Source organism: Pseudomonas sp. ABFPK (genome assembly GCF_001586765.1).
Taxonomy (GTDB): domain Bacteria; phylum Pseudomonadota; class Gammaproteobacteria; order Pseudomonadales; family Pseudomonadaceae; genus Aquipseudomonas; species Aquipseudomonas asiatica.
Map to the genome: position 1 here is coordinate 49050 of NZ_LQXW01000011.1, position 18487 is coordinate 67536.

17 protein-coding genes are annotated in these 18487 nt (G+C 64.7%); 7 read left to right on the forward strand and 10 right to left on the reverse strand.

Annotated elements, in window-relative coordinates:
* Window positions 1–8 precede the first annotated feature (8 nt).
* The 9 genes from prfB to WM94_RS08950 all read right to left on the reverse strand — a co-directional run bounded on the left by prfB (window position 9) and on the right by WM94_RS08950 (window position 10702).
* Window positions 9–1104 (reverse strand): peptide chain release factor 2 gene (prfB, locus tag WM94_RS30070; RefSeq protein WP_108480361.1). Its coding sequence is split into 2 segments (ribosomal slippage): window positions 9–1031 and window positions 1033–1104, totalling 1095 coding nucleotides; the frame shifts between segments, so codons are not numbered across the junction.
* 215 nt (window positions 1105–1319) lie between these two features.
* On the reverse strand, window positions 1320–2324 hold the full coding sequence (gene wspR, locus WM94_RS08915; protein WP_003258607.1) for a Wsp signal transduction system regulator diguanylate cyclase WspR: 1005 nt from the start codon (window positions 2322–2324) through the stop codon (window positions 1320–1322).
* Between the two features lie 51 nt (window positions 2325–2375).
* Window positions 2376–3389 carry a Wsp signal transduction system protein-glutamate methylesterase WspF gene (wspF, locus tag WM94_RS08920; RefSeq protein WP_013971215.1) on the reverse strand — a complete coding sequence of 338 codons (1014 nt, stop codon included), beginning with the start codon at window positions 3387–3389 and terminating at the stop codon, window positions 2376–2378.
* Complete coding sequence (locus WM94_RS08925; protein WP_061550998.1) at window positions 3386–5689, reverse strand: hybrid sensor histidine kinase/response regulator; 2304 nt, start codon at window positions 5687–5689, stop codon at window positions 3386–3388. The genes wspF and WM94_RS08925 overlap by 4 nt, the downstream gene beginning before the upstream one ends.
* Window positions 5686–6348 (reverse strand): chemotaxis protein CheW, encoded by a 663-nt coding sequence (locus tag WM94_RS08930; RefSeq protein ID WP_061550999.1) that lies wholly within the window; start codon window positions 6346–6348, stop codon window positions 5686–5688. The genes WM94_RS08925 and WM94_RS08930 overlap by 4 nt, the downstream gene beginning before the upstream one ends.
* The gene (locus tag WM94_RS08935; RefSeq protein WP_061551000.1) at window positions 6345–7622 is read right to left on the reverse strand and encodes a protein-glutamate O-methyltransferase CheR; all 1278 of its coding nucleotides are present in this window, start codon (window positions 7620–7622) and stop codon (window positions 6345–6347) included. The genes WM94_RS08930 and WM94_RS08935 overlap by 4 nt, the downstream gene beginning before the upstream one ends.
* Window positions 7619–8125, reverse strand: coding sequence for a chemotaxis protein CheW (locus WM94_RS08940; RefSeq protein WP_039612801.1), 507 nt, complete (start codon window positions 8123–8125; stop codon window positions 7619–7621). Before WM94_RS08940 ends, WM94_RS08935 begins: the two co-directional genes overlap by 4 nt.
* Window positions 8126–8130: 5 nt before the next feature.
* Entirely contained in the window at window positions 8131–9753 is a 1623-nt protein-coding gene (locus tag WM94_RS08945) for a methyl-accepting chemotaxis protein (protein WP_061551001.1), read from the reverse strand.
* 256 nt (window positions 9754–10009) lie between these two features.
* The gene (locus WM94_RS08950; RefSeq protein WP_061551002.1) at window positions 10010–10702 is read right to left on the reverse strand and encodes a tellurite resistance TerB family protein; all 693 of its coding nucleotides are present in this window, start codon (window positions 10700–10702) and stop codon (window positions 10010–10012) included.
* 216 nt (window positions 10703–10918) lie between these two features.
* On the opposite strand from WM94_RS08950, the gene ydcS reads away from it, so the two are divergent.
* From ydcS to WM94_RS08980, 7 genes are all read left to right on the forward strand, one after another.
* Window positions 10919–12070 (forward strand): putative ABC transporter substrate-binding protein YdcS, encoded by a 1152-nt coding sequence (gene ydcS, locus WM94_RS08955; RefSeq protein ID WP_061551003.1) that lies wholly within the window; start codon window positions 10919–10921, stop codon window positions 12068–12070.
* Between the two features lie 150 nt (window positions 12071–12220).
* A complete protein-coding gene (locus WM94_RS08960; RefSeq protein ID WP_061551004.1) occupies window positions 12221–13252 on the forward strand; it encodes an ABC transporter ATP-binding protein in 1032 nt (343 codons plus the stop codon).
* A gap of 1 nt (window position 13253) precedes the next feature.
* On the forward strand, window positions 13254–14165 hold the full coding sequence (locus WM94_RS08965) for an ABC transporter permease (protein WP_061551005.1): 912 nt from the start codon (window positions 13254–13256) through the stop codon (window positions 14163–14165).
* Window positions 14155–14961, forward strand: coding sequence for an ABC transporter permease (locus WM94_RS08970; protein ID WP_061551006.1), 807 nt, complete (start codon window positions 14155–14157; stop codon window positions 14959–14961). The genes WM94_RS08965 and WM94_RS08970 overlap by 11 nt, the downstream gene beginning before the upstream one ends.
* A gap of 17 nt (window positions 14962–14978) precedes the next feature.
* The gene (locus tag WM94_RS08975) at window positions 14979–16403 is read left to right on the forward strand and encodes a gamma-aminobutyraldehyde dehydrogenase (RefSeq protein WP_061551007.1); all 1425 of its coding nucleotides are present in this window, start codon (window positions 14979–14981) and stop codon (window positions 16401–16403) included.
* Between the two features lie 129 nt (window positions 16404–16532).
* Window positions 16533–16787, forward strand: coding sequence for a type II toxin-antitoxin system HicA family toxin (locus WM94_RS28885; RefSeq protein ID WP_082810540.1), 255 nt, complete (start codon window positions 16533–16535; stop codon window positions 16785–16787).
* The gene (locus WM94_RS08980) at window positions 16784–17116 is read left to right on the forward strand and encodes a type II toxin-antitoxin system HicB family antitoxin (protein WP_013971202.1); all 333 of its coding nucleotides are present in this window, start codon (window positions 16784–16786) and stop codon (window positions 17114–17116) included. Before WM94_RS28885 ends, WM94_RS08980 begins: the two co-directional genes overlap by 4 nt.
* A 164-nt stretch (window positions 17117–17280) precedes the next feature.
* Here WM94_RS08980 and WM94_RS08985 read toward each other — a convergent pair whose 3' ends face one another.
* On the reverse strand, window positions 17281–18387 hold the full coding sequence (locus WM94_RS08985) for an NADH:flavin oxidoreductase/NADH oxidase (RefSeq protein ID WP_039612794.1): 1107 nt from the start codon (window positions 18385–18387) through the stop codon (window positions 17281–17283).
* Between the last annotated feature and the right edge of the window lie 100 nt (window positions 18388–18487).

The following is an 18487-nucleotide window of genomic DNA, read 5'->3' on the forward strand; positions in this document are numbered from 1 at the left end:
TGTGCGATTTACAGCCCTTGCTTGAGGCTCGCTTCCAGGTACTGGTCGAGGTCGCCGTCCAATACCTTCTGGCAGTCGCTGCGCTCTACACCAGTACGCAGGTCCTTGATACGCGAGTCATCCAGCACGTAGGAGCGGATCTGGTGGCCCCAGCCGATGTCCGACTTGCTATCTTCCAGCGCCTGCGAGGCGGCGTTGCGCTTCTGCATTTCCAGTTCGTACAACTTGGCCCGCAGCATTTTCATGGCGGTGTCCTTGTTGGCGTGCTGGGAGCGTTCGTTCTGGCAGGCCACCACGGTGTTGGTCGGTACGTGGGTAATACGCACCGCCGAGTCGGTGGTGTTCACGTGCTGACCACCGGCACCGGAGGAACGATAGGTGTCGATACGCAGGTCGGCCGGGTTGATCTCGATCTCGACCTTGTCGTCGATCTCGGGCGACACGAACACCGCCGAGAACGAGGTGTGGCGACGGGCACCGGAGTCGAACGGGCTCTTGCGCACCAGGCGGTGCACGCCGATCTCGGTGCGCAGCCAGCCGAAGGCGTACTCGCCCTTGATATGCACGGTGGCGCCCTTGATGCCGGCGACTTCACCTTCGGAAAGCTCGATGATGGTGGCATCGAAACCACGCTTGTCGGCCCAGCGCAGGTACATGCGCAGCAGGATGTTGGCCCAGTCCTGCGCCTCGGTACCACCGGAGCCGGCCTGGATATCCAGGTAGGCGTTGTTCATGTCCATTTCGCCGCTGAACATGCGACGGAACTCGAGTTGGGCCAGTTTTTCTTCCAGGCCTTCCAGCTCGGTCACGACGTCGCCGACGGCGCCTTCGTCATTTTCCTCGACGGCCATGTCGAGCAGGTCCTGGCAGTCCGCCAGGCCGCCGGACAGCTTGTCCAGGGTCTCGACAACCTGTGCCAGCATGGCACGCTCGCGGCCCAGGGCCTGGGCGTACTCGGGCTTGTTCCAGACGTTGGGGTCTTCCAGCTCGCGGTTGACTTCGATCAGGCGGTCATGCTTGTGATCGTAGTCAAAGATACCCCCGAATGGACTGGGAGCGCTCGGTGAGGTCCTTGATGGTGTTCAGGATCGGTTGGATTTCCATGGGCTGGCTACTCGCACGAATTCGGTGAAAAGCCTGCGAGTATAACCGAGTCCGCCGCAGGGCGGCAGACCCGCCGGGCGGTAGAAGTGGTGTCGGCAGAAAGAGGTGAACGCCTGCCCCGGCCTATCGCCGGCAAGCCAGCTCCCACAGGTACAGCGCAGTGCTCAGGCATGCGCTGTACCTGAGGGAGCTGGCTTGCCGGCGATGAGGCCCTGTCAGGCGATGCCAACCTGGTTGCGCCCGCCATTCTTGGCCTGGTACAGGCCTTTGTCCGCAGCCGAGATCAGTTGCCGGCTATGGCTGCCGATGGACGGAGTCTGGGTGGCCAGGCCAATGCTCACGGTCAGATACGAGTCGGGCACCGGCGCGGTGTGCGGGATGCCCAGGCCGAGCACGGTCTGACGCAGCTTCTCGGCCACCAGGCGTGCCCCACCCGGCGAGGTGTTGGGCAATACCAGGACGAATTCCTCGCCGCCATAGCGCGCCGGCAGGTCGGTCGGCCGCGAGCACGAGCCGCGGATCGCCTCCGCCACCTGGCGCAAGGCCTCGTCACCGGCCAGGTGGCCAAAGCTGTCGTTGTAGGCCTTGAAGTAATCCACGTCGATCATCAGCAGCGACAACTGCTGCTGCTCACGCATGGCCCGGCGCCATTCCAGTTCCAGGTACTCGTCGAAGTGGCGGCGGTTGGACAACCCGGTCAGGCCATCGGAATTCATCAGCCGCTGCAGCATCAGGTTGGTATCGAGCAGTTGCTGCTGGCTGACGCGCAAAGCACGGTAGGCCTCGTCGCGCTGCAACAGGGTAAGGTAGGAACGCGAGTGATAGCGGATGCGCGCCACCAGCTCGATGGTATCCGGCAGCTTGACCAGGTAATCGTTGGCCCCGGCAGCAAAGGCTGCGCTCTTGACCAGCGGGTCCTCCTTGGTCGACAGGACGATGATCGGGATATCCTGGGTAGCCGGGTTGTTGCGGTATTCACGCACCAGGGTCAGCCCGTCCAGGCCAGGCATGATCAGGTCCTGGAGGATCACCGTAGGCTTGATTCGCACGGCCTGGGCCACTGCCTGGTGGGGATCGGCGCAGAAGTGGAAGTCGATGTTCTCTTCGTTGGCCAGGCCACGCCGCACCGCCTCGCCGATCATGGCCTGGTCGTCGACCAGCAGCACCATCGCCGAGTTCTCGTTGGGGGTCGTGAAACCTTCGATCGGTAAATCATTCATACCTGTTCACCCGATCACTGCCGGCCTGGCGGCGTGATTCAATACACTTCGTCATTTTGCGAAAAATTCCATCAAGCGCCCGGCTATGCGTTCCAGCGGGCGGATCTCCACTGCGGCATCGATGGCCGCAGCGGCCTTGGGCATCCCGTATACCGCGCTGCTGGCCTGGTCCTGGGCAATGGTCAGGAAACCCTGCTGGCGCATCAGCTTCAGGCCCTGGGCACCATCGCGGCCCATGCCGGTAAGCAACACACCCACCGCATCGCCGGTCCAATAGCGCGCCACACTCTCGAAGAACACATCGATCGAGGGCCGGTAGATTTCATTGACAGGTTCGGCAGTGTAGGCCAGTTGGCCGTTCTGTAGCAGGCGGATGTGGTGATTGGTGCCGGCCAGCAATACCTGCCCCGGCTGTGGTGGCTCGCCCTCACGGGCCAGGCGCACCGGCAAGCCGGCGGCGCTGCTGAGCCATTCTGCCATGCCCGCGGCAAATACCTGGTCCACATGCTGGACCAGCACGATGGCCGCCGGAAACGCCGCCGGCAGGCCCTTGAGCAGTACTTCGAGGGCCGCCGGGCCGCCAGCGGACGAACCGATCGCAACCAGCCCGCGGTGCTGTGACGCCGCCCGCACGGGTGCGGCGACCGGGCGTGCGGCCGGTGCGCGCTGCTGACCAATCAACCAGCTTATGTTGAGGATCTTGCGCAGCAGTGGCGCTGCCGCTTCACGGGGATCGCCCGCCCCCAGCGCCGGCGTGTCGACCACGTCGAGGGCGCCGTGGCCCATGGCCTCGAATACCCGGTGCACGTTCTGCTTGCGATCGACCGTGACGATGACGATGGCGCAAGGGGTTTCGGCCATGATCCGCCTGGTGGCCTCGACGCCATCCATGACCGGCATGATCAGGTCCATTAGGATCAGGTCTGGCTGCTGCTCGGTGCAGCGCTGCACCGCCTCGGCGCCATTACTGGCCACCCACACCACCTGGTGCGCCGGTTCGAGGGCAACCGCCCGGCGCAGCGCCTCGACGGCCATGGGCATGTCGTTGACGATGGCGATCTTCATCCCTGAGCACCTCCGATCAGCTCAACCACAGCATCCAGCAACGCATCGTCATGGAAACTGGCCTTTGCCAAATAGTAGTCGGCGCCGGCATCCAGGCCCCGCCGTCGGTCTTCCTCACGGTCCTTGTAGGACACCACCATCACCGGCAGCGATTGCAGGCGCTGGTCGCGACGCACCAGGGTGACCAGCTCGATGCCGTCCATGCGTGGCATGTCGATGTCGGTGATCAGCAGGTCGAAGTCCTCGCCACGCAAGGCGTTCCAGCCGTCCATGCCATCCACCGCAACGGCCACGTCGTAGCCACGGTTGCCGAGCAGCTTGCGCTGCAGTTCACGCACGGTCAGCGAATCATCGACCACCAGGATGCGCTGGCGCGCCACGCCAAGGGTGCCGCTGCTGCCGCGGTCGATGCGTTCCAGGCTGCCGGTGCTGAGCAGCTTCTCCACCGAACGCAGCAGGTCCTCCACATCGACGATCAGCACCACCGAGCCATCGTCGAGCAGGGCGCCGGAAGAGATGTCCTGCACCTTGCCCAGCCGTGGGTCGAGCGGCATCACCACCAGCACCCGCTCGCCCACCAGTCGCTCCACGGCCACCCCGTACAGCTGCTCGCGCTCGCGGATCACCACCACGCGCAGGTTGCTCTGCTGCGTTTGCCCGGCCGGGCGATTGAGCAGTTGGCTGGCCGCGACCAGGCCTATGTGTCGGCCTTCGTGCCAGAAATGCTGGCGCCCGTCGATCTGCACGATCTCTTCGGCACTTACTTCGAGCGTGCGTTCGATATGAGCGAGCGGGAAGGCATAGGCCTCGCCACCCACCTCGACCACCAGGCTGCGCACAACCGACAAGGTCAGTGGCACCTGCAAATGGAAACGGCAGCCCTGCCCGGCCAGCTGGGTCAGCTCTATCGAACCGCGCAGCTCCCGGATCATGTGCTGCACCGCATCCAGGCCGACACCGCGCCCGGACACCTCGGTGACTTTGTCGCGCAGGCTGAAACCGGGCAGGAACAGGAATGTCAGCAACTCTTCCTCGCTCATGCGCGCCACCGTGTCAGCGGGCGACAGGGCGCGCTCGACAATGCTGCTGCGCAGGCGTTCGAGGTCGATGCCGGCACCGTCGTCGATCAGTTCAAGGCTGAGCATACCGGCCTGGTGCGAGGCCCGCAGGCGGATCACGCCCTCCTCCGCCTTGCCCGCCAGCAGGCGCCGCTCGGGCAGCTCGATGCCGTGGTCGACCGCGTTGCGCAACAGGTGGGTCAACGGTGCCTCGAGCTTTTCCAGCACATCACGGTCGACCTGGGTCTTTTCCCCTTCCACCAGCAGCCGCACCGGTTTGCCCAGCGAACGGCCAAGGTCGCGCACCATGCGGCTCTGGCCGGTCAGCACATCGGCAAACGGCCGCATCCGGCAGGCCAGCGCGGTGTCGTAGAGCAGTTGTGCGCGCTGGCTGGCCTGCCAGCCGAACTCGTCCAGGTCGGCAGCCTGCTGCTGCAGGATCTGCTGGGTTTCTGCCAGCAGGCGCTGGGTCTGTGCCAGGGCTTCGAGCACCTCGCTGCTCTGGCCACTGTCCTCCAGTTGCATGCGCAGGCCATCAAGCGCTTGCATGCCCTGGCCGTGCATGCGCTTGAGGCGCTGCAGGGTGGCCAGGTAAGGCTTGAGCCGCTGGGTTTCCACCAGCGACTTGCTGGACAGGTCGAGCAGGCTGTTGAGGCGATCGGCGGTGACCCGCAGCACCCGCTCCGTACCTTCGCCGGTGCGCTTGCCGGCCTTGCGACGCGGGGCCAGCTCGGGCTCGGGCTCAGGCTCCAAGGGTTCGACGGGCAGCGGCAAAGGTTCGGCTTGCACGGTTTGCGCCGGCGTTTCCGGCAGCGCTGGCACGGCTGGCGGCGCGGGGGGCAAGGCTGCCGCCCCCGGGTCGAGCAGGTTGGCCATTTGCGCAAGGAACACCGGCAGGGTCGCCTGTGCCCCGGCATCGCCAGGCGTGGCGATGCGCATCAACAGGTCGGTGCCCTGCAACAGGGCATCGATATGCTCGGCGCTCAGCCGCAGGCGACCCTCCTGGGCGGCCACCAGGCAGTCCTCCATGACATGGGCGACGCTGACGCCAGCGTCCACTCCGACGATCCGCGCCGCGCCCTTCAGCGAGTGGGCCGCGCGCATGCAAGCCTCAAGCTGGTCAGCCTGCGTGGGATTACGCTCCAGCGCCATCAGGCCGGCACTGAGCACCTGGGTCTGCGCCTCGGCCTCCAGGCTGAACAGTTCGAGCAACGATGCGTCGCGCATTTGCTCTGGGGTCATGACAGGCTCCGCTGCACGGCAGACAGTAAATGTTGATCGTCCAGCACCCGCACGCTGCGGCCACGCCATTGCAGGACCGCTGCGGTGAAGTGGGAGGCGTCCTGCCCGCTGTTCAGCAGAAGCGGGTCGAGCCGGTGAATGCCGTCGATTTCCTCGACCGCCATCACCACCGGCCCGCCCTCCGCGGCCAGGATCAGCATGCGTGGCATCGCCCGGCCGCCACGTTGCTCGGCAGCGCTGGCCTGCACACCCAGCAAGTCAGCCAGTGACAGGCACGGCACCAGCGCACCACGTACGTTGGCTACCCTCTGCAGCACCCGCGAGCGCTGGTGCGGCAGCGAATGCACCGCCTGCAGCGGGGCAATTTCGGCCAGGCAGGCGGTGGGCAGCGCCAGCCATTCTTCGCCAAGGCGGAACAGCAGCATGGAGCGGCCAGTGTTCTCCTCGACCGGTGGCGCCGCGGCAGCCTGGTGGTCCTGCATCAGCGCGTAGCGGTCGAGCAGGCGTGTGGCCGCTGCGGCATATACCTCGCAGTTGCGGCAGTGAACGTGACGCTCCAGCAGCGGGCACTGCTTGTCGCCGTGCACGCCAATGCGGTTCCAGCAGTCGTCGATGTGCGCGTCATCCTCGGCGAGCAATTGCATCGCGGATTCCTTCATCGTTCAGACTCCCTGCCAACCCGTGCGGCGCGCTCCTGCAGGCGCCGGGCACCGGCCAGGTCACCCTGGGCTGCCAGCAAGGCAGCCAGGTGTACCAGCGCCTCGGAGTGCTGCGGTTCCAGGTACAGGGCTTTGCGATAATGGGTCAGAGCCTGCTGCGCATCGCCTTCGGTGTCGCTGAGCAGCCCCAGCCAGTAGTAAACCTGCGCCGAAGGCGCGAACTGGCCCAGGTAGCGCTGGCATTCGGCACGGGCCTGCTCGCTGGCGCCGGCATCGGCAAGCCGGGCGATGCTGGCCAGCAACTCGCTTGCCTCCTCGCGCTTGTGCTCGCGCGCTGGCGCTGGCTTGGAGGGCACGGGCAGCACCCGCAGTGGGCGCGGCGAAGACGCTGCGCTCGGTAACAGATAGCCTGGCTTGGCCGGTGCTGGCGATGTGCGCCGCAAGGGCTGGACCGGGGGCGTAGCCAGCGCAGCGCTACCGCCCTCCTGGCGCACGTAGGCGAACGACTGGGCAATTCCCAGCGGGCGCATGCCCAACCGCGCCAGCAAGCTGCCTTCGGCGGGGCCGATGAACAGCACGCCCTGTGGATGCAGCAAGCGCTTGAGCACCTCAAACACCCGTTGCTGGGTCGGCACGTCGAAATAGATCAGCAGGTTGCGGCAGAACACGAAGTCGTACAGGCCATCGCGGCTGGCCAGGGCCGGGTCGAGTACGTTGCCCACCTGTAGGCTGACTTGGTCACGCACCCGCTCATGCAGGAGGTGGCCTTCGTCGAGCGCATCGAAGTAACGCTCGCGAAAGCCCAGGTTACTGCCACGGAAGGCATTGCGCCCGTACACGGCCTGCCCGGCCTTGGCCACGGAACTGGGGCTGATGTCCATGCCGTCGATCATGAACGCCCCCGGCGCGATACCGGCATCGAGCAAGGCCATGGCCAGCGAATAGGGCTCCTCGCCGGTCGAGCAAGGCAGGCTGAGCAAGCGCAGCGGGCGCGCCCCGGCCAGCTCGGCCAGGCGCTTGTGCGCCAGGCTGGCCAAGGCGGTGAAGGATTCGGGGTAACGGAAGAACCAGGTTTCCGGGACGATGACCGCTTCGATCAGCGCCTGTTGCTCATCCGTCGACTGCTGCAGATGCAGCCAGTAATCATCCAGGTCCGCGGCGTCCACGGCCACGCAACGCTGGCGCAGCGCACGCTCGACCATGGGCGCGCCCACCGACTCCACGTCCAGGCCTATGCGCTCGCGCAAGTAGCGGAAGAAATGCTGTTCGTTCATGTCGGCATCCCTGTCGGATCACCCGCATACAGCAACTCGTGCACGGCATCGGGGAGCAGGTCGTTGACTTCGATGCGCTGCAACAAGCCCTGCTCATCCTGACGCACCGGGCCCAGATACGGGGCCTCGCCGCTGTCCACGCCATACGGCTGGAACTCGTCGGGGTGGCAACGCAGGGTTTCGGTGGCCTGCTCCAGTATCAGGCCAAGCTGCAGGCCGACTCGGTAGTGCACCAGAACCAGGCGGGTACTGGTGCGCTGCGCTGCCGGTTGGCCGAAGCTCAATGCCGCCAGGTCGACCACTGGTACCAACAGGCCTCGGTGCGCAAGGATACCTGCGACCCAGGCAGGTGCCTTGGCGATCGGTTTCAACGGCTGGCGCGGCAGCACCTCGATCACCTCGTGCACGCTCAGGGCAAAGCGTTGCTCCCGAATGCGAAACTGCAGGTACAACGCCCCCTTGGCGTTGCCCGCCCGCGCGGCGCGCGATTGCAAGTCGTTCATCGCGGTCAGACTTTGAAGCGCGATACGCCGCCACGCAGGCCTGCGGCCACCTGGCTCAGCTCATCGATGGCGAAACTGGCCTGGCGCAGCGACTCGACGGTCTGGGTGCTGGCATCGCTGAGCTGGGCCAGCGCCTGGTTGATCTGCTCGGCACCGGTGGCCTGGGCCTGCATGCCTTCGTTGACCATCAGCACGCGCGGCGCCAGAGCCTGCACCTGGTGGATGATCTGGCTGAGCTGTTCGCCCACCTGCTGCACCTCGAACATGCCGCGGCGCACTTCTTCGGAAAACTTGTCCATGCCCATGACCCCGGCCGACACCGCCGACTGGATCTCGCGCACCATCTGCTCGATGTCGTAGGTGGCAACGGCGGTCTGGTCGGCCAGGCGGCGCACTTCGGTGGCCACCACGGCAAAGCCGCGGCCGTACTCGCCGGCCTTTTCCGCTTCGATGGCAGCATTGAGTGACAGCAGGTTGGTCTGGTCGGCAACCTTGACGATGGTCACCACCATCTGGGTGATGTTGCTGGCCTTTTCGTTGAGGATGCCCAGCTTGGCGTTGACCAGGTCGGCGGCGCCCATCACCTGGTGCATGGTTTCTTCCATGCGTGCCAGGCCCTGTTGGCCGGAGCCGGCCAGGCTGGAGGCCTGGTCGGCGGCCGAGGTGACTTCGGTCATGGTACGCACCAGGTCACGCGAGGTGGCGGCGATTTCCCGCGAGGTGGCGCCGATTTCGGTGGTGGTGGCAGCCGTTTCGGTGGCGGTGGCCTGCTGTTGCTTGGAGGTTGCGGCGATTTCGGTCACCGAGGTGGTCACCTGCACCGACGAACGCTGGGCCTGGGCCACCAGGTTGGCCAGGGCCTCGGCCATTTCGTTGAAGCCGCTTTCAATGGCGCCGAACTCGTCCTTGCGGTCCAGGCTCAGGCGCATGCTCAGGTCGCCGGAGCGCAGTTTGTCGAGGGCATGGACAATGCGTTGCATGGGCGCGGTGATGGCGCGCATCAGCAACAGGCCGCAGATACCGGCGGCGATGATCGCCAGCAGCAGCGAAACCATCATGCTGCCCTTGGCGGTACTCACGGCACCGACAATCTCGTTGGTGTCGGCGTCAGCAGCGGCACGGTTGTGCTCGATCACTTCGTTCAGAAGCTTGCGGCCTTCTACCCAGGCCGGGGTCAGCACATCGGTGATCAACCGCTGGGCTTCGGCATAGTCGTGCTTTCGGTAGGCTTCCAGCACCTGCTCGATGATCTTGAGGTAGGCAACCTCCATCTGGATGAAGGCGTCGAACCGCGCCTGGTCGTCATCATCCTGAATGGTGCTCTGGTAGCTGGCCATGTGCTCTTTCAGGCGGTCCTGGAAGCTCTTGAACAGTTCCGCATCGGCCGAGGTGAATTCACGCTGGTTGGACAGGCCTACCAACTGCTGGCTAGCCACGTAACCGTCGACCCAGGCACTGCGGATCATCGAGCTGTAGTAGAGGCCGGGAATGCTGTCGGTCCCCACTGCCTGTTCGGCGGATGCGATGGTCACCAACCGCGAGTAGGCGGCCACGATCATCAGCAGCATGATGGCGATGATCACGGCGAAACTTGCCAGGATCCGTTGGCGCAAGGTCCAGTTCTTCACATTCAGCCCTCAGGAATTCACAACGAGCGGGAAAAATCGCCGAAGTATAGCCCAGGCGCCCAGTGCTCATGCGGCTGAAATGTGGGGTGACCAGGTAACCTTGCCGACAGACCGGTCATTTGTGCCCAACGCCATTGGGGCCGCTGTGCGGCCCATCGCCGGCAAGCCAGGCTCCCACCTCGACCGCATGACCTCAGGCCATGTGTGATCCCTGTGGGAGCCGGCTTGCCGGCGATGGGCTGCAACGCAGGCCCCATCACTGGCCGGCGGCAAGCCTTGCCTGGCTTTCCAGCTCCTGGCGCAGGGCCGGGTCCAGGCGCAGCTGGCGGGCCAGTTCGTCCAGGTAGGCGCGCTCCATGAAGTTTTCCTGGTCGACCATCATCACGCTGGCCAGGTACATCTCGGCGGCCATTTCCGGCGTTTGCGCGGCACGGGCCACTTCGGCCGGATCCAGCGGCTTGTTCAGCTCGGCATGCAGCCAGTGCTGCAACTCGCGGTCGTTGTCCAGGCGGGTAAATTCGCCCTCGATAAGCGCACGTTCGCGTTCGTCGATATGGCCATCTGACTTGGCCGCCGCCACCAGCGCCCGCAGTACCGCCTGGCTGTGCAGCTCGGCCTGGGCCGGCGGCAGGCGGTCGACGGTCTGTGGCTCGGTGGCGGCCACCTGCTGGCGCGCCTGCCAGTTGCCGTAGGCCTTGTAGGCCAGCACGCCGAGCGCGGCCAGGCCGCCATAGGTGAGGGCCTTGCCGCCATATTTGCGGGCCTTCTTGTTGCCCAGCAGCAAACCCATGGCGCCCGCCGCCAGGGCGCCGCCACCGGCACCGGAAAGCAGGCTGCCAAGGCCGCCGGCACTGGCGCCTGGCTTGCCAGCGCTGCCCTTGCCGGCCTGGCTGGCGAGCAAGTCCTGGCCGGACTTGAGCAACTGGTCGAGCAATCCCCGGGTATTCATCAAACGGTCTCCACGTTGGCCAAGGGAGCCGTCAGGTTAAGCCCTGCCCGCCAGATCGCCATGGGGGGATTTGCTTCCGGATGTTGCATTGGCTGGCAAAAAGCCAACTAGACTCGATATCGCCAATACCGCGCTAACCGCACCACGTTCATGACGATCGCTTCACGGCTTGCTTGATGACTGCCCCGACCAAAATCTCCAAGAAGAGGGAACACCATGTCAGTGCACAAGACCGCATTGCTCGGCGCAACCGCCTGCGCCGTGCTGGCCAGCGCCAGCCTGCAGGCTGCCGAACCGCCCAAGGCCCTGGGGCCCGGCGAGGGCCGCCTGGACATCGTCGCCTGGCCCGGCTACATCGAGCGCGGTGAAAGCGACAAGGCCTACGACTGGGTGACCGGCTTCGAGAAGGAAACCGGCTGCAAGGTCAGCGTCAAGACCGCCGCCACCTCCGACGAGATGGTCAGCCTGATGACCAAGGGCGGCTACGACCTGGTCACCGCCTCGGGCGATGCCTCGCTGCGGCTGATCGCGGGCAAGCGGGTACAGCCGATCAACACCGACTTGATCCCCAACTGGAAGAACATCGACCCACGGCTGCAGAACGGTGGCTGGTACGTGGTCGACAAGCGGGTCTACGGCACCCCGTACCAATGGGGCCCGAACGTGCTGCTGTACAACACCGACGTTTTCAAGCAGGCGCCCACCACCTGGGGTGTGCTGTTCGAGCCGCAGAACCTGCCCGACGGCAAGCCGAACAAGGGCCGCGTGCAGGCCTACGATGGGCCGATCTACATCGCCGATGCGGCGTTGTACCTGAAGACGGCCAAACCGGAACTGGGCATCCAGGACCCGTACGAGCTGAGCGAAACACAATACAAGGCCGTGCTGGAACTGCTGCGCCAGCAACAACCGCTGATCCACCGCTATTGGCATGATGCCACGGTGCAGATGAGCGACGTGAAGAACGAAGGCGTGGTTGCCTCCAGCTCCTGGGGCTACATGGTCAATGGCCTCAAAGCCGAAAAGCAGCCCGTGGCCTCGACCATTCCCAAAGAAGGCGCGACCGGCTGGGCCGACACCACCATGCTGCACAGCGAGGCCAAGCACCTCAACTGTGCCTACAAATGGATGGACTGGTCGCTGCAACCGAAGGTACAGGGTGACGTGGCGGCCTGGTTCGGTTCGTTGCCGGCGGTGCCGGCGGCCTGCACCGGCAACGAGCTGTTGGGGGCCGAGGGCTGCAAGACCAACGGTTTCGACAACTTCGACAAGATCGCCTTCTGGAAAACCCCGCAGGCCCAGGGCGGCAAGTTCGTGCCTTATAGCCGCTGGACCCAGGATTACATTGCGATCATGGGCGGGCGCTGAGGTTGCCTGAATGCCTGTGCCTGCCTCTTCGCGGGTGAACCCGCTCCCACAGGTAGAGCACCACCCTTACAGGCGGTGATGAACCTGTAGGAGCGGGTTCACCCGCGAAGAGGCAGGCACAGGAGTAAGCCAGTTGTCCGGAGCACACGCATGCCCCTAGCCGTCCAGTTCACCCAGGTTTCCCGCACCTTCGGCGAGGTCAAGGCCGTCGACCAGGTCAGCATCGACATCATCGATGGCGAATTCTTCTCCATGCTCGGCCCCTCTGGCTCGGGCAAGACCACCTGCCTGCGCCTGATCGCCGGCTTCGAGCAACCCACCAGCGGTTCGATCCGCATCCACGGTGTCGAGGCTACGGGCGTACCGCCCTACCAGCGCGACGTCAACACCGTATTCCAGGACTACGCCCTGTTCCCGCACATGAACGTACTGGACAACATCGCCTACGGCCTGAAGGTAAAAGGCGTGGCCAAGGCCGAACGCCACAGCCGCGCCGAAGAAGCCCTGGCGATGGTGGCCCTGGCCGGCTACGGCGCGCGCAAACCGGCGCAGTTGTCCGGCGGCCAACGCCAACGCGTGGCCCTTGCCCGCGCGCTGGTCAACCGGCCACGGGTACTGCTGCTGGACGAGCCGCTTGGCGCGCTGGACCTGAAGTTGCGCGAACAGATGCAGGGCGAGCTGAAAAAACTTCAACGCCAGTTGGGCATCACTTTCATCTTCGTCACCCACGACCAGACCGAGGCGCTGTCGATGTCCGATCGCGTCGCAGTGTTCAACCGCGGCCGTATCGAGCAGGTCGACACCCCGCGCAACCTGTACATGCAGCCGGCCACCACCTTCGTGGCGGAATTCGTCGGCACCTCCAATGTGCTGCGTGGCGAACTGGCCATGGCGCTCAATGGCAGCCCGGCCCCCTTCTCCATCCGCCCCGAACACATCCGCCTCGGCGACCCGGCCACAGCCGGCCAGCACGTCCAGGTCAGCGGCCAGCTGCGCGATATCCAGTACCAGGGCAGTGCCACCCGCTACGAGCTGCAACTGGACAGCGGCCAGTTGCTGGCGGTGAGCCAGGCCAACGACCGCTGGCAGGCGCAGGCACAGGCATGGCAAACAGGGCAACGGGTACAGGCGCACTGGCCCCGCGAAGCCATGACGGTGCTGCAGGAAACGGAGGGCCGCTGACATGAGCACACTGCGCGGCCTGTCCAACCTGCTGTACCGGCGCCCCAACCTGTACCTGGCCCTGCTGCTTATCCCACCGCTGACCTGGTTCGGCGCCATCTACCTGGGCTCGCTGCTGAACTTGCTGTGGCAGGGCTTCTATACCTTCGACGACTTCACCATGGCGGTGACCCCGGACCTGACCCTGGGCAATTTCGCCGCGCTGTTCAACCCGTCGAACCTCGACATCATCCTGCGCACCCTGGGAATGGCGCTGGCGGTGTCGCTGGCCAGCGCGGTGCTGGCCTTCCCCATCGCCTACTACATGGCGCGCTACACCAGCGGCAAGACCAAGGCATTTTTCTACATCGCAGTGATGATGCCGATGTGGGCCAGCTACATCGTCAAGACCTACGCCTGGACCCTGCTGCTGGCCAAGGGCGGCGTGGCCCAGTGGTTCGTCCAGCAGCTGCACCTGGATGCCCTGCTGCAAACGGTGCTGACGGTGCCGGGCGTGGGCGGCAGCACGCTGTCGACTTCGCACCTGGGGCGCTTCATGGTGTTCGTGTACATCTGGCTGCCGTTCATGATCCTGCCGATCCAGGCCTCGCTGGAACGCTTGCCGCCGTCGCTGCTGCAAGCCTCTGCAGACCTCGGCGCCCGGCCCGGGCAAACCTTCGTGCAGGTGATACTGCCGCTGTCGATCCCGGGCATTGCCGCCGGCTCGATCTTCACCTTCTCGCTGACCCTGGGCGACTTCATCGTGCCGCAGCTGATCGGCCCGCCCGGCTATTTCATCGGCAGCATGGTCTATGCCCAGCAAGGGGCGATCGGCAACATGCCGATGGCCGCCGCGTTCACCCTGGTGCCGATCGTGCTGATCGCGGTGTACCTGTCCATCGTCAAGCGACTGGGGGCCTTCGATGCACTCTGAAAAAGCCTCGACCGGGCTGCGCATGGCGGCCTGGGGCGGGTTACTGTTCCTGCACTTCCCGATCCTGATCATCTTCCTGTATGCCTTCAACACCGAAGACGCGGCGTTCAGCTTCCCGCCCAAGGGCTTTACCCTGAAGTGGTTCGCCGTGGCCTTTGCCCGGCCCGATGTGCTGGAAGCGATAAAGCTGTCGCTGCAGGTGGCCTGCCTGGCCACGCTGATCGCCCTGGTGCTCGGCACGCTGGCCTCGGCGGCGCTGTACAGGCGCAGCTTTTTCGGCAAGGAGAGCATTTCGCTGATGCTGATACTGCCTATTGCCCTGCCTGGCATCATTACCGGCATCGCCCTGCTCTCGGCGTTCAAGAGCCTGGGGATCGAGCCCGGCGTGTTCACCATCGTGGTCGGCCATGCTACGTTCTGTGTGGTTATCGTCTACAACAACGTGATCGCCCGCCTGCGGCGCACTTCGCAGAGCCTGATCGAAGCTTCGATGGACCTCGGTGCCGACGGTTGGCAAACCTTCCGCTACATCATCCTGCCCAACCTCGGTTCGGCGCTGCTGGCCGGTGGCATGCTGGCCTTTGCCCTGTCGTTCGACGAAATCATCGTCACCACCTTCACTGCCGGCCACGAACGCACCCTGCCGATCTGGCTGCTCAACCAGCTCAGCCGCCCGCGCGACGTGCCGGTGACCAACGTGGTCGCCATGCTGGTGATGCTGGTGACCATGCTGCCGATCCTTGGCGCCTATTACCTGACCCGTGGCGGTGAAAGCGTCGCGGGCAGCGGCAAATGACCCTGGAGGAGTCCCCGATGCAAACGCAGATGCTGATCAATGGCCAACTGGTCGCTGGCGAAGGCCCGGCCTGGACCGTGCTCAACCCGGCGCTGGGCAGTGCCCTGGCGCAGATCAACGAAGCCAGCGAGGCCCAGGTGGACAGCGCCGTGCGCGCCGCCGACCAGGCCTTCGACAGCTGGTCGCAAACCAGCCCAAAGGAGCGCTCGCAAGCCTTGCTGGCACTGGCCGACGCTATCGAAGCCCATGGCGATGAACTGGCTCGACTGGAATCGCAGAACTGCGGCAAGCCGCTGAGCGCCGCGCTGAATGACGAGATCCCGGCAATTGCCGACGTGTTCCGCTACTTCGCCGGTGCGGCGCGCTGCCTGGGCGGCTCGGCAGCCGGCGAGTACCTGCCGGGGCATACTTCGATGATCCGCCGCGACCCGCTGGGCGTGGTGGCCTCGATCGCGCCGTGGAACTACCCGTTGATGATGCTGGCGTGGAAGATCGCCCCGGCCCTGGCTGCCGGCAACACGGTGGTGATCAAGCCCTCCGAGCTGACCCCGCTGACCGCCCTGCGCCTTGGCGAACTGACCCGGGACCTGCTGCCACCGGGGGTGCTGAACATAATCTTCGGCCGTGGCCAGACGGTCGGCAACCCGCTGGTCAACCACCCCAAGGTGCGCATGGTGTCGCTGACCGGCTCGATCCCCACCGGTGCGCACATCATCAGCGCCACCGCCGACAGCGTGAAACGCATGCACATGGAACTGGGCGGCAAGGCCCCGGTGCTGGTGTTCGACGATGCCGACATCGATGCCGCCATCGACGGCATCCGTACCTTCGGCTTCTACAACGCCGGCCAGGACTGCACCGCCGCCTGTCGGCTGTACGTGCAGGATGGCATCTACGAGCGTTTCGTCGAACGCCTGGGGGCCGCGGTGGCCAGCCTCAAACCGGGCCTGCAGGAAGCCGAGGACACCGAACTGGGGCCACTGATCAGTGCCCAGCACCGCGACAAGGTCGCAGGGCTGGTGCAACGGGCCATTGCCCAGCCACACATTCGCCTGGTGACGGGTGGCAAGGCGATCGAGGGCGACGGTTTCTTCTTCGAACCGACCGTGCTGGCCGACGCCCTGCAGGACGACGAAATCGTGCGCAACGAAGTGTTCGGCCCGGTAGTGTCGGTGACCCGCTTCAACGACGAAGCGCAGGCGCTGGAATGGGCCAACGACTCCAACTACGGCCTGGCCTCATCGGTATGGACCCGCGACACCGGCCGCGCCCACCGCCTGGCGGCGCGCCTGCAGTATGGCTGCACCTGGGTGAACACCCACTTCATGCTGGTCAGCGAAATGCCCCATGGCGGGCAGAAGCATTCGGGGTATGGCAAGGACATGTCGATGTATGGGCTGGAGGACTACACCTGTGTGCGGCATGTGATGATCAAGCATTGAGCGGTCGTGTTGATCGAGGGGCTTTTGCATCCCCTCGATCAACATCTCAGACATTTCCTTCAAGCACGATCCCCTCCATCCTACTACGCATCCATTGAGCCCCTCTCATTGGTATCATAATCTGATACCATGAATAACCATCAGCAAGCCACACTTGAAGCAGTACTGAAAAAGCCGGTTCCCAGGACGCTGGAATGGGTGCGACTGGAGTCAATGTTGGTATCACTGGGTGCCCGGGTCATCGAAGGAAGAGGGTCACGGGTTCGCTTTGAACTCAATGGCGCAGTAGCAACCTTCCATCGCCCTCATCCGGACAGGCACGCCAAGCCCTATCAACTAAGAGACGCCCGCCAGTTCCTCAAGCAGGCAGGAGTAATACCATGAATGTCATGACCTACCGCGGCTACGCCGCTCGTATCGAATACAGCGACGAAGACCAGTTACTGATCGGCCATGTCGCAGGTATTCGCGATGTGATCGGTTTCCATGGCGAATCGATCAGTGAGCTGCGCCAGGCATTCGAAGACGCCGTGGACGATTATCTTGAGACTTGCCAACGCCTGGGCCGTGAGCCACAGAAAACCTACTCCGGCAAGCTCAGCCTGCGCCTGGAGCCTACCCTTCATGCCAGTGTGGCGGCCAAGGCCGAGTTGGCCGAGAAAAGTATCAACCAGTGGGTAAGCGATATCCTCAGCAAGGCTGCCTATAGCTGAATTGAGATGCCGACGCGGTCGTTGTAGAAGCGACCTTGTGTCGCGAAAGGGCCGCAAAGCGGCCCCGGCAATATCAGCGGCGGAGCTGGAAACCTGGGGCCGCTTCGCAGCCCTTTCGCGACACAAGGCCGCTCCTATAACGACCGTGTAATGCTTGGGTCAGGTCAATCCCGCAGGTCCGACTCGTGAATCGGGTTGGCCCGGCTGGTGGCGCGCTGGTACTGCGCAGGCCAGGTAGCTTTGTTGCCGCCCAGGTCGTCGTCGGCGTGCAGCGGCCAGTACGGGTCGCGCAGCAGTTCGCGGGCGAGGAAGATGATGTCGGCCTGGCCAGTGCGCAGAATGTGCTCGGCCTGGGCCGGTTCGGTGATCATGCCCACAGTGCCGGTGGCGATTTCCGATTCCTTGCGCACACGCTCGGCGAAGCGCGTCTGGTAGCCCGGGCCGGTGGGGATTTCGGCGTTGACCGAGGTGCCGCCGGAGGACACGTCGATCAGGTCGACGCCCAAACCACGCAGACGGCGGGCCAGTTCGACGGTTTCATCCGGGTTCCAGCCGTCCTCGACCCAGTCGGTCGCCGACACCCGCACGAACAGCGGTAACTCGGCGGGCCAGACTTTGCGCACGGCCTCGACCACCTGCAGGGTCAGGCGGATGCGGTTTTCGAAGCAACTGCCGTATTCGTCGCGACGCTGGTTGCTCAGCGGCGACAGGAACTGGTGCAACAGGTAGCCGTGGGCGGCATGGATTTCGACCACCTTGAAACCGGCCTTCAGGGCGCGCTCGGTAGAGGCGACAAAGGCGGCGATCACAGCCTGAATCTCATTGTGGTTCAACTCGTGCGGCGTCGTGTGTTGCGGGTCGAAGGCGATTTTCGACGGGCCCACCGGTTGCCAGCCGCCCTCCTCGAGCTTGACGCTGCCTTGCTTGCCCAGCCATGGGCGATAGGTGCTGGCCTTGCGCCCGGCGTGAGCCAGCTGGATGCCGGGCACGCTCCCCTGGGCGGTGATGAAACGGGTGATGCGTTGCAGCGGGGCGATCTGAGCGTCGTCCCACAGGCCGAGGTCTTCAGCGGTGATGCGGCCATCGGCGGTCACCGCCACGGCTTCAGTGATTACCAGGCCAGCGCCGCCCACGGCGCGGCTGCCTAAATGGACAAGGTGCCAATCGTTGGCCAGACCATCGACGGCGGAATACTGGCACATCGGCGAAACGGCGATGCGGTTGGGCAGGGTCAGCTGACGCAGGGTGTAAGGCTCGAGCAGCAGGCTCATGAGGGCACCTCCCAAGGACTCCAATGGTGATCCGGCCCGGACACTCAATTGCACGTCCCTGGCCCAGGTCCGGTCATAACTTCAGACTAGACCAGAATGG

What these genes read in the sequence shown, in the direction of transcription:
- WM94_RS08935 (WP_061551000.1), bottom strand. Translation starts at nt 7,622, where the DNA reads ATGAACGAACAGCATTTCTTCCGCTACTTGCGCGAGCGCATAGGCCTG.
- WM94_RS08975 (WP_061551007.1), top strand. Translation starts at nt 14,979, where the DNA reads ATGCAAACGCAGATGCTGATCAATGGCCAACTGGTCGCTGGCGAAGGC.
- WM94_RS08960 (WP_061551004.1), top strand. Translation starts at nt 12,221, where the DNA reads ATGCCCCTAGCCGTCCAGTTCACCCAGGTTTCCCGCACCTTCGGCGAG.
- WM94_RS28885 (WP_082810540.1), top strand. Translation starts at nt 16,533, where the DNA reads ATGAATAACCATCAGCAAGCCACACTTGAAGCAGTACTGAAAAAGCCG.
- WM94_RS08930 (WP_061550999.1), bottom strand. Translation starts at nt 6,348, where the DNA reads ATGAAGGAATCCGCGATGCAATTGCTCGCCGAGGATGACGCGCACATC.
- wspF (WP_013971215.1), bottom strand. Translation starts at nt 3,389, where the DNA reads ATGAAGATCGCCATCGTCAACGACATGCCCATGGCCGTCGAGGCGCTG.
- WM94_RS08970 (WP_061551006.1), top strand. Translation starts at nt 14,155, where the DNA reads ATGCACTCTGAAAAAGCCTCGACCGGGCTGCGCATGGCGGCCTGGGGC.
- WM94_RS08965 (WP_061551005.1), top strand. Translation starts at nt 13,254, where the DNA reads ATGAGCACACTGCGCGGCCTGTCCAACCTGCTGTACCGGCGCCCCAAC.
- wspR (WP_003258607.1), bottom strand. Translation starts at nt 2,324, where the DNA reads ATGAATGATTTACCGATCGAAGGTTTCACGACCCCCAACGAGAACTCG.
- ydcS (WP_061551003.1), top strand. Translation starts at nt 10,919, where the DNA reads ATGTCAGTGCACAAGACCGCATTGCTCGGCGCAACCGCCTGCGCCGTG.
- WM94_RS08940 (WP_039612801.1), bottom strand. Translation starts at nt 8,125, where the DNA reads ATGAACGACTTGCAATCGCGCGCCGCGCGGGCGGGCAACGCCAAGGGG.
- WM94_RS08950 (WP_061551002.1), bottom strand. Translation starts at nt 10,702, where the DNA reads ATGAATACCCGGGGATTGCTCGACCAGTTGCTCAAGTCCGGCCAGGAC.
- WM94_RS08980 (WP_013971202.1), top strand. Translation starts at nt 16,784, where the DNA reads ATGAATGTCATGACCTACCGCGGCTACGCCGCTCGTATCGAATACAGC.
- WM94_RS08985 (WP_039612794.1), bottom strand. Translation starts at nt 18,387, where the DNA reads ATGAGCCTGCTGCTCGAGCCTTACACCCTGCGTCAGCTGACCCTGCCC.
- WM94_RS08925 (WP_061550998.1), bottom strand. Translation starts at nt 5,689, where the DNA reads ATGACCCCAGAGCAAATGCGCGACGCATCGTTGCTCGAACTGTTCAGC.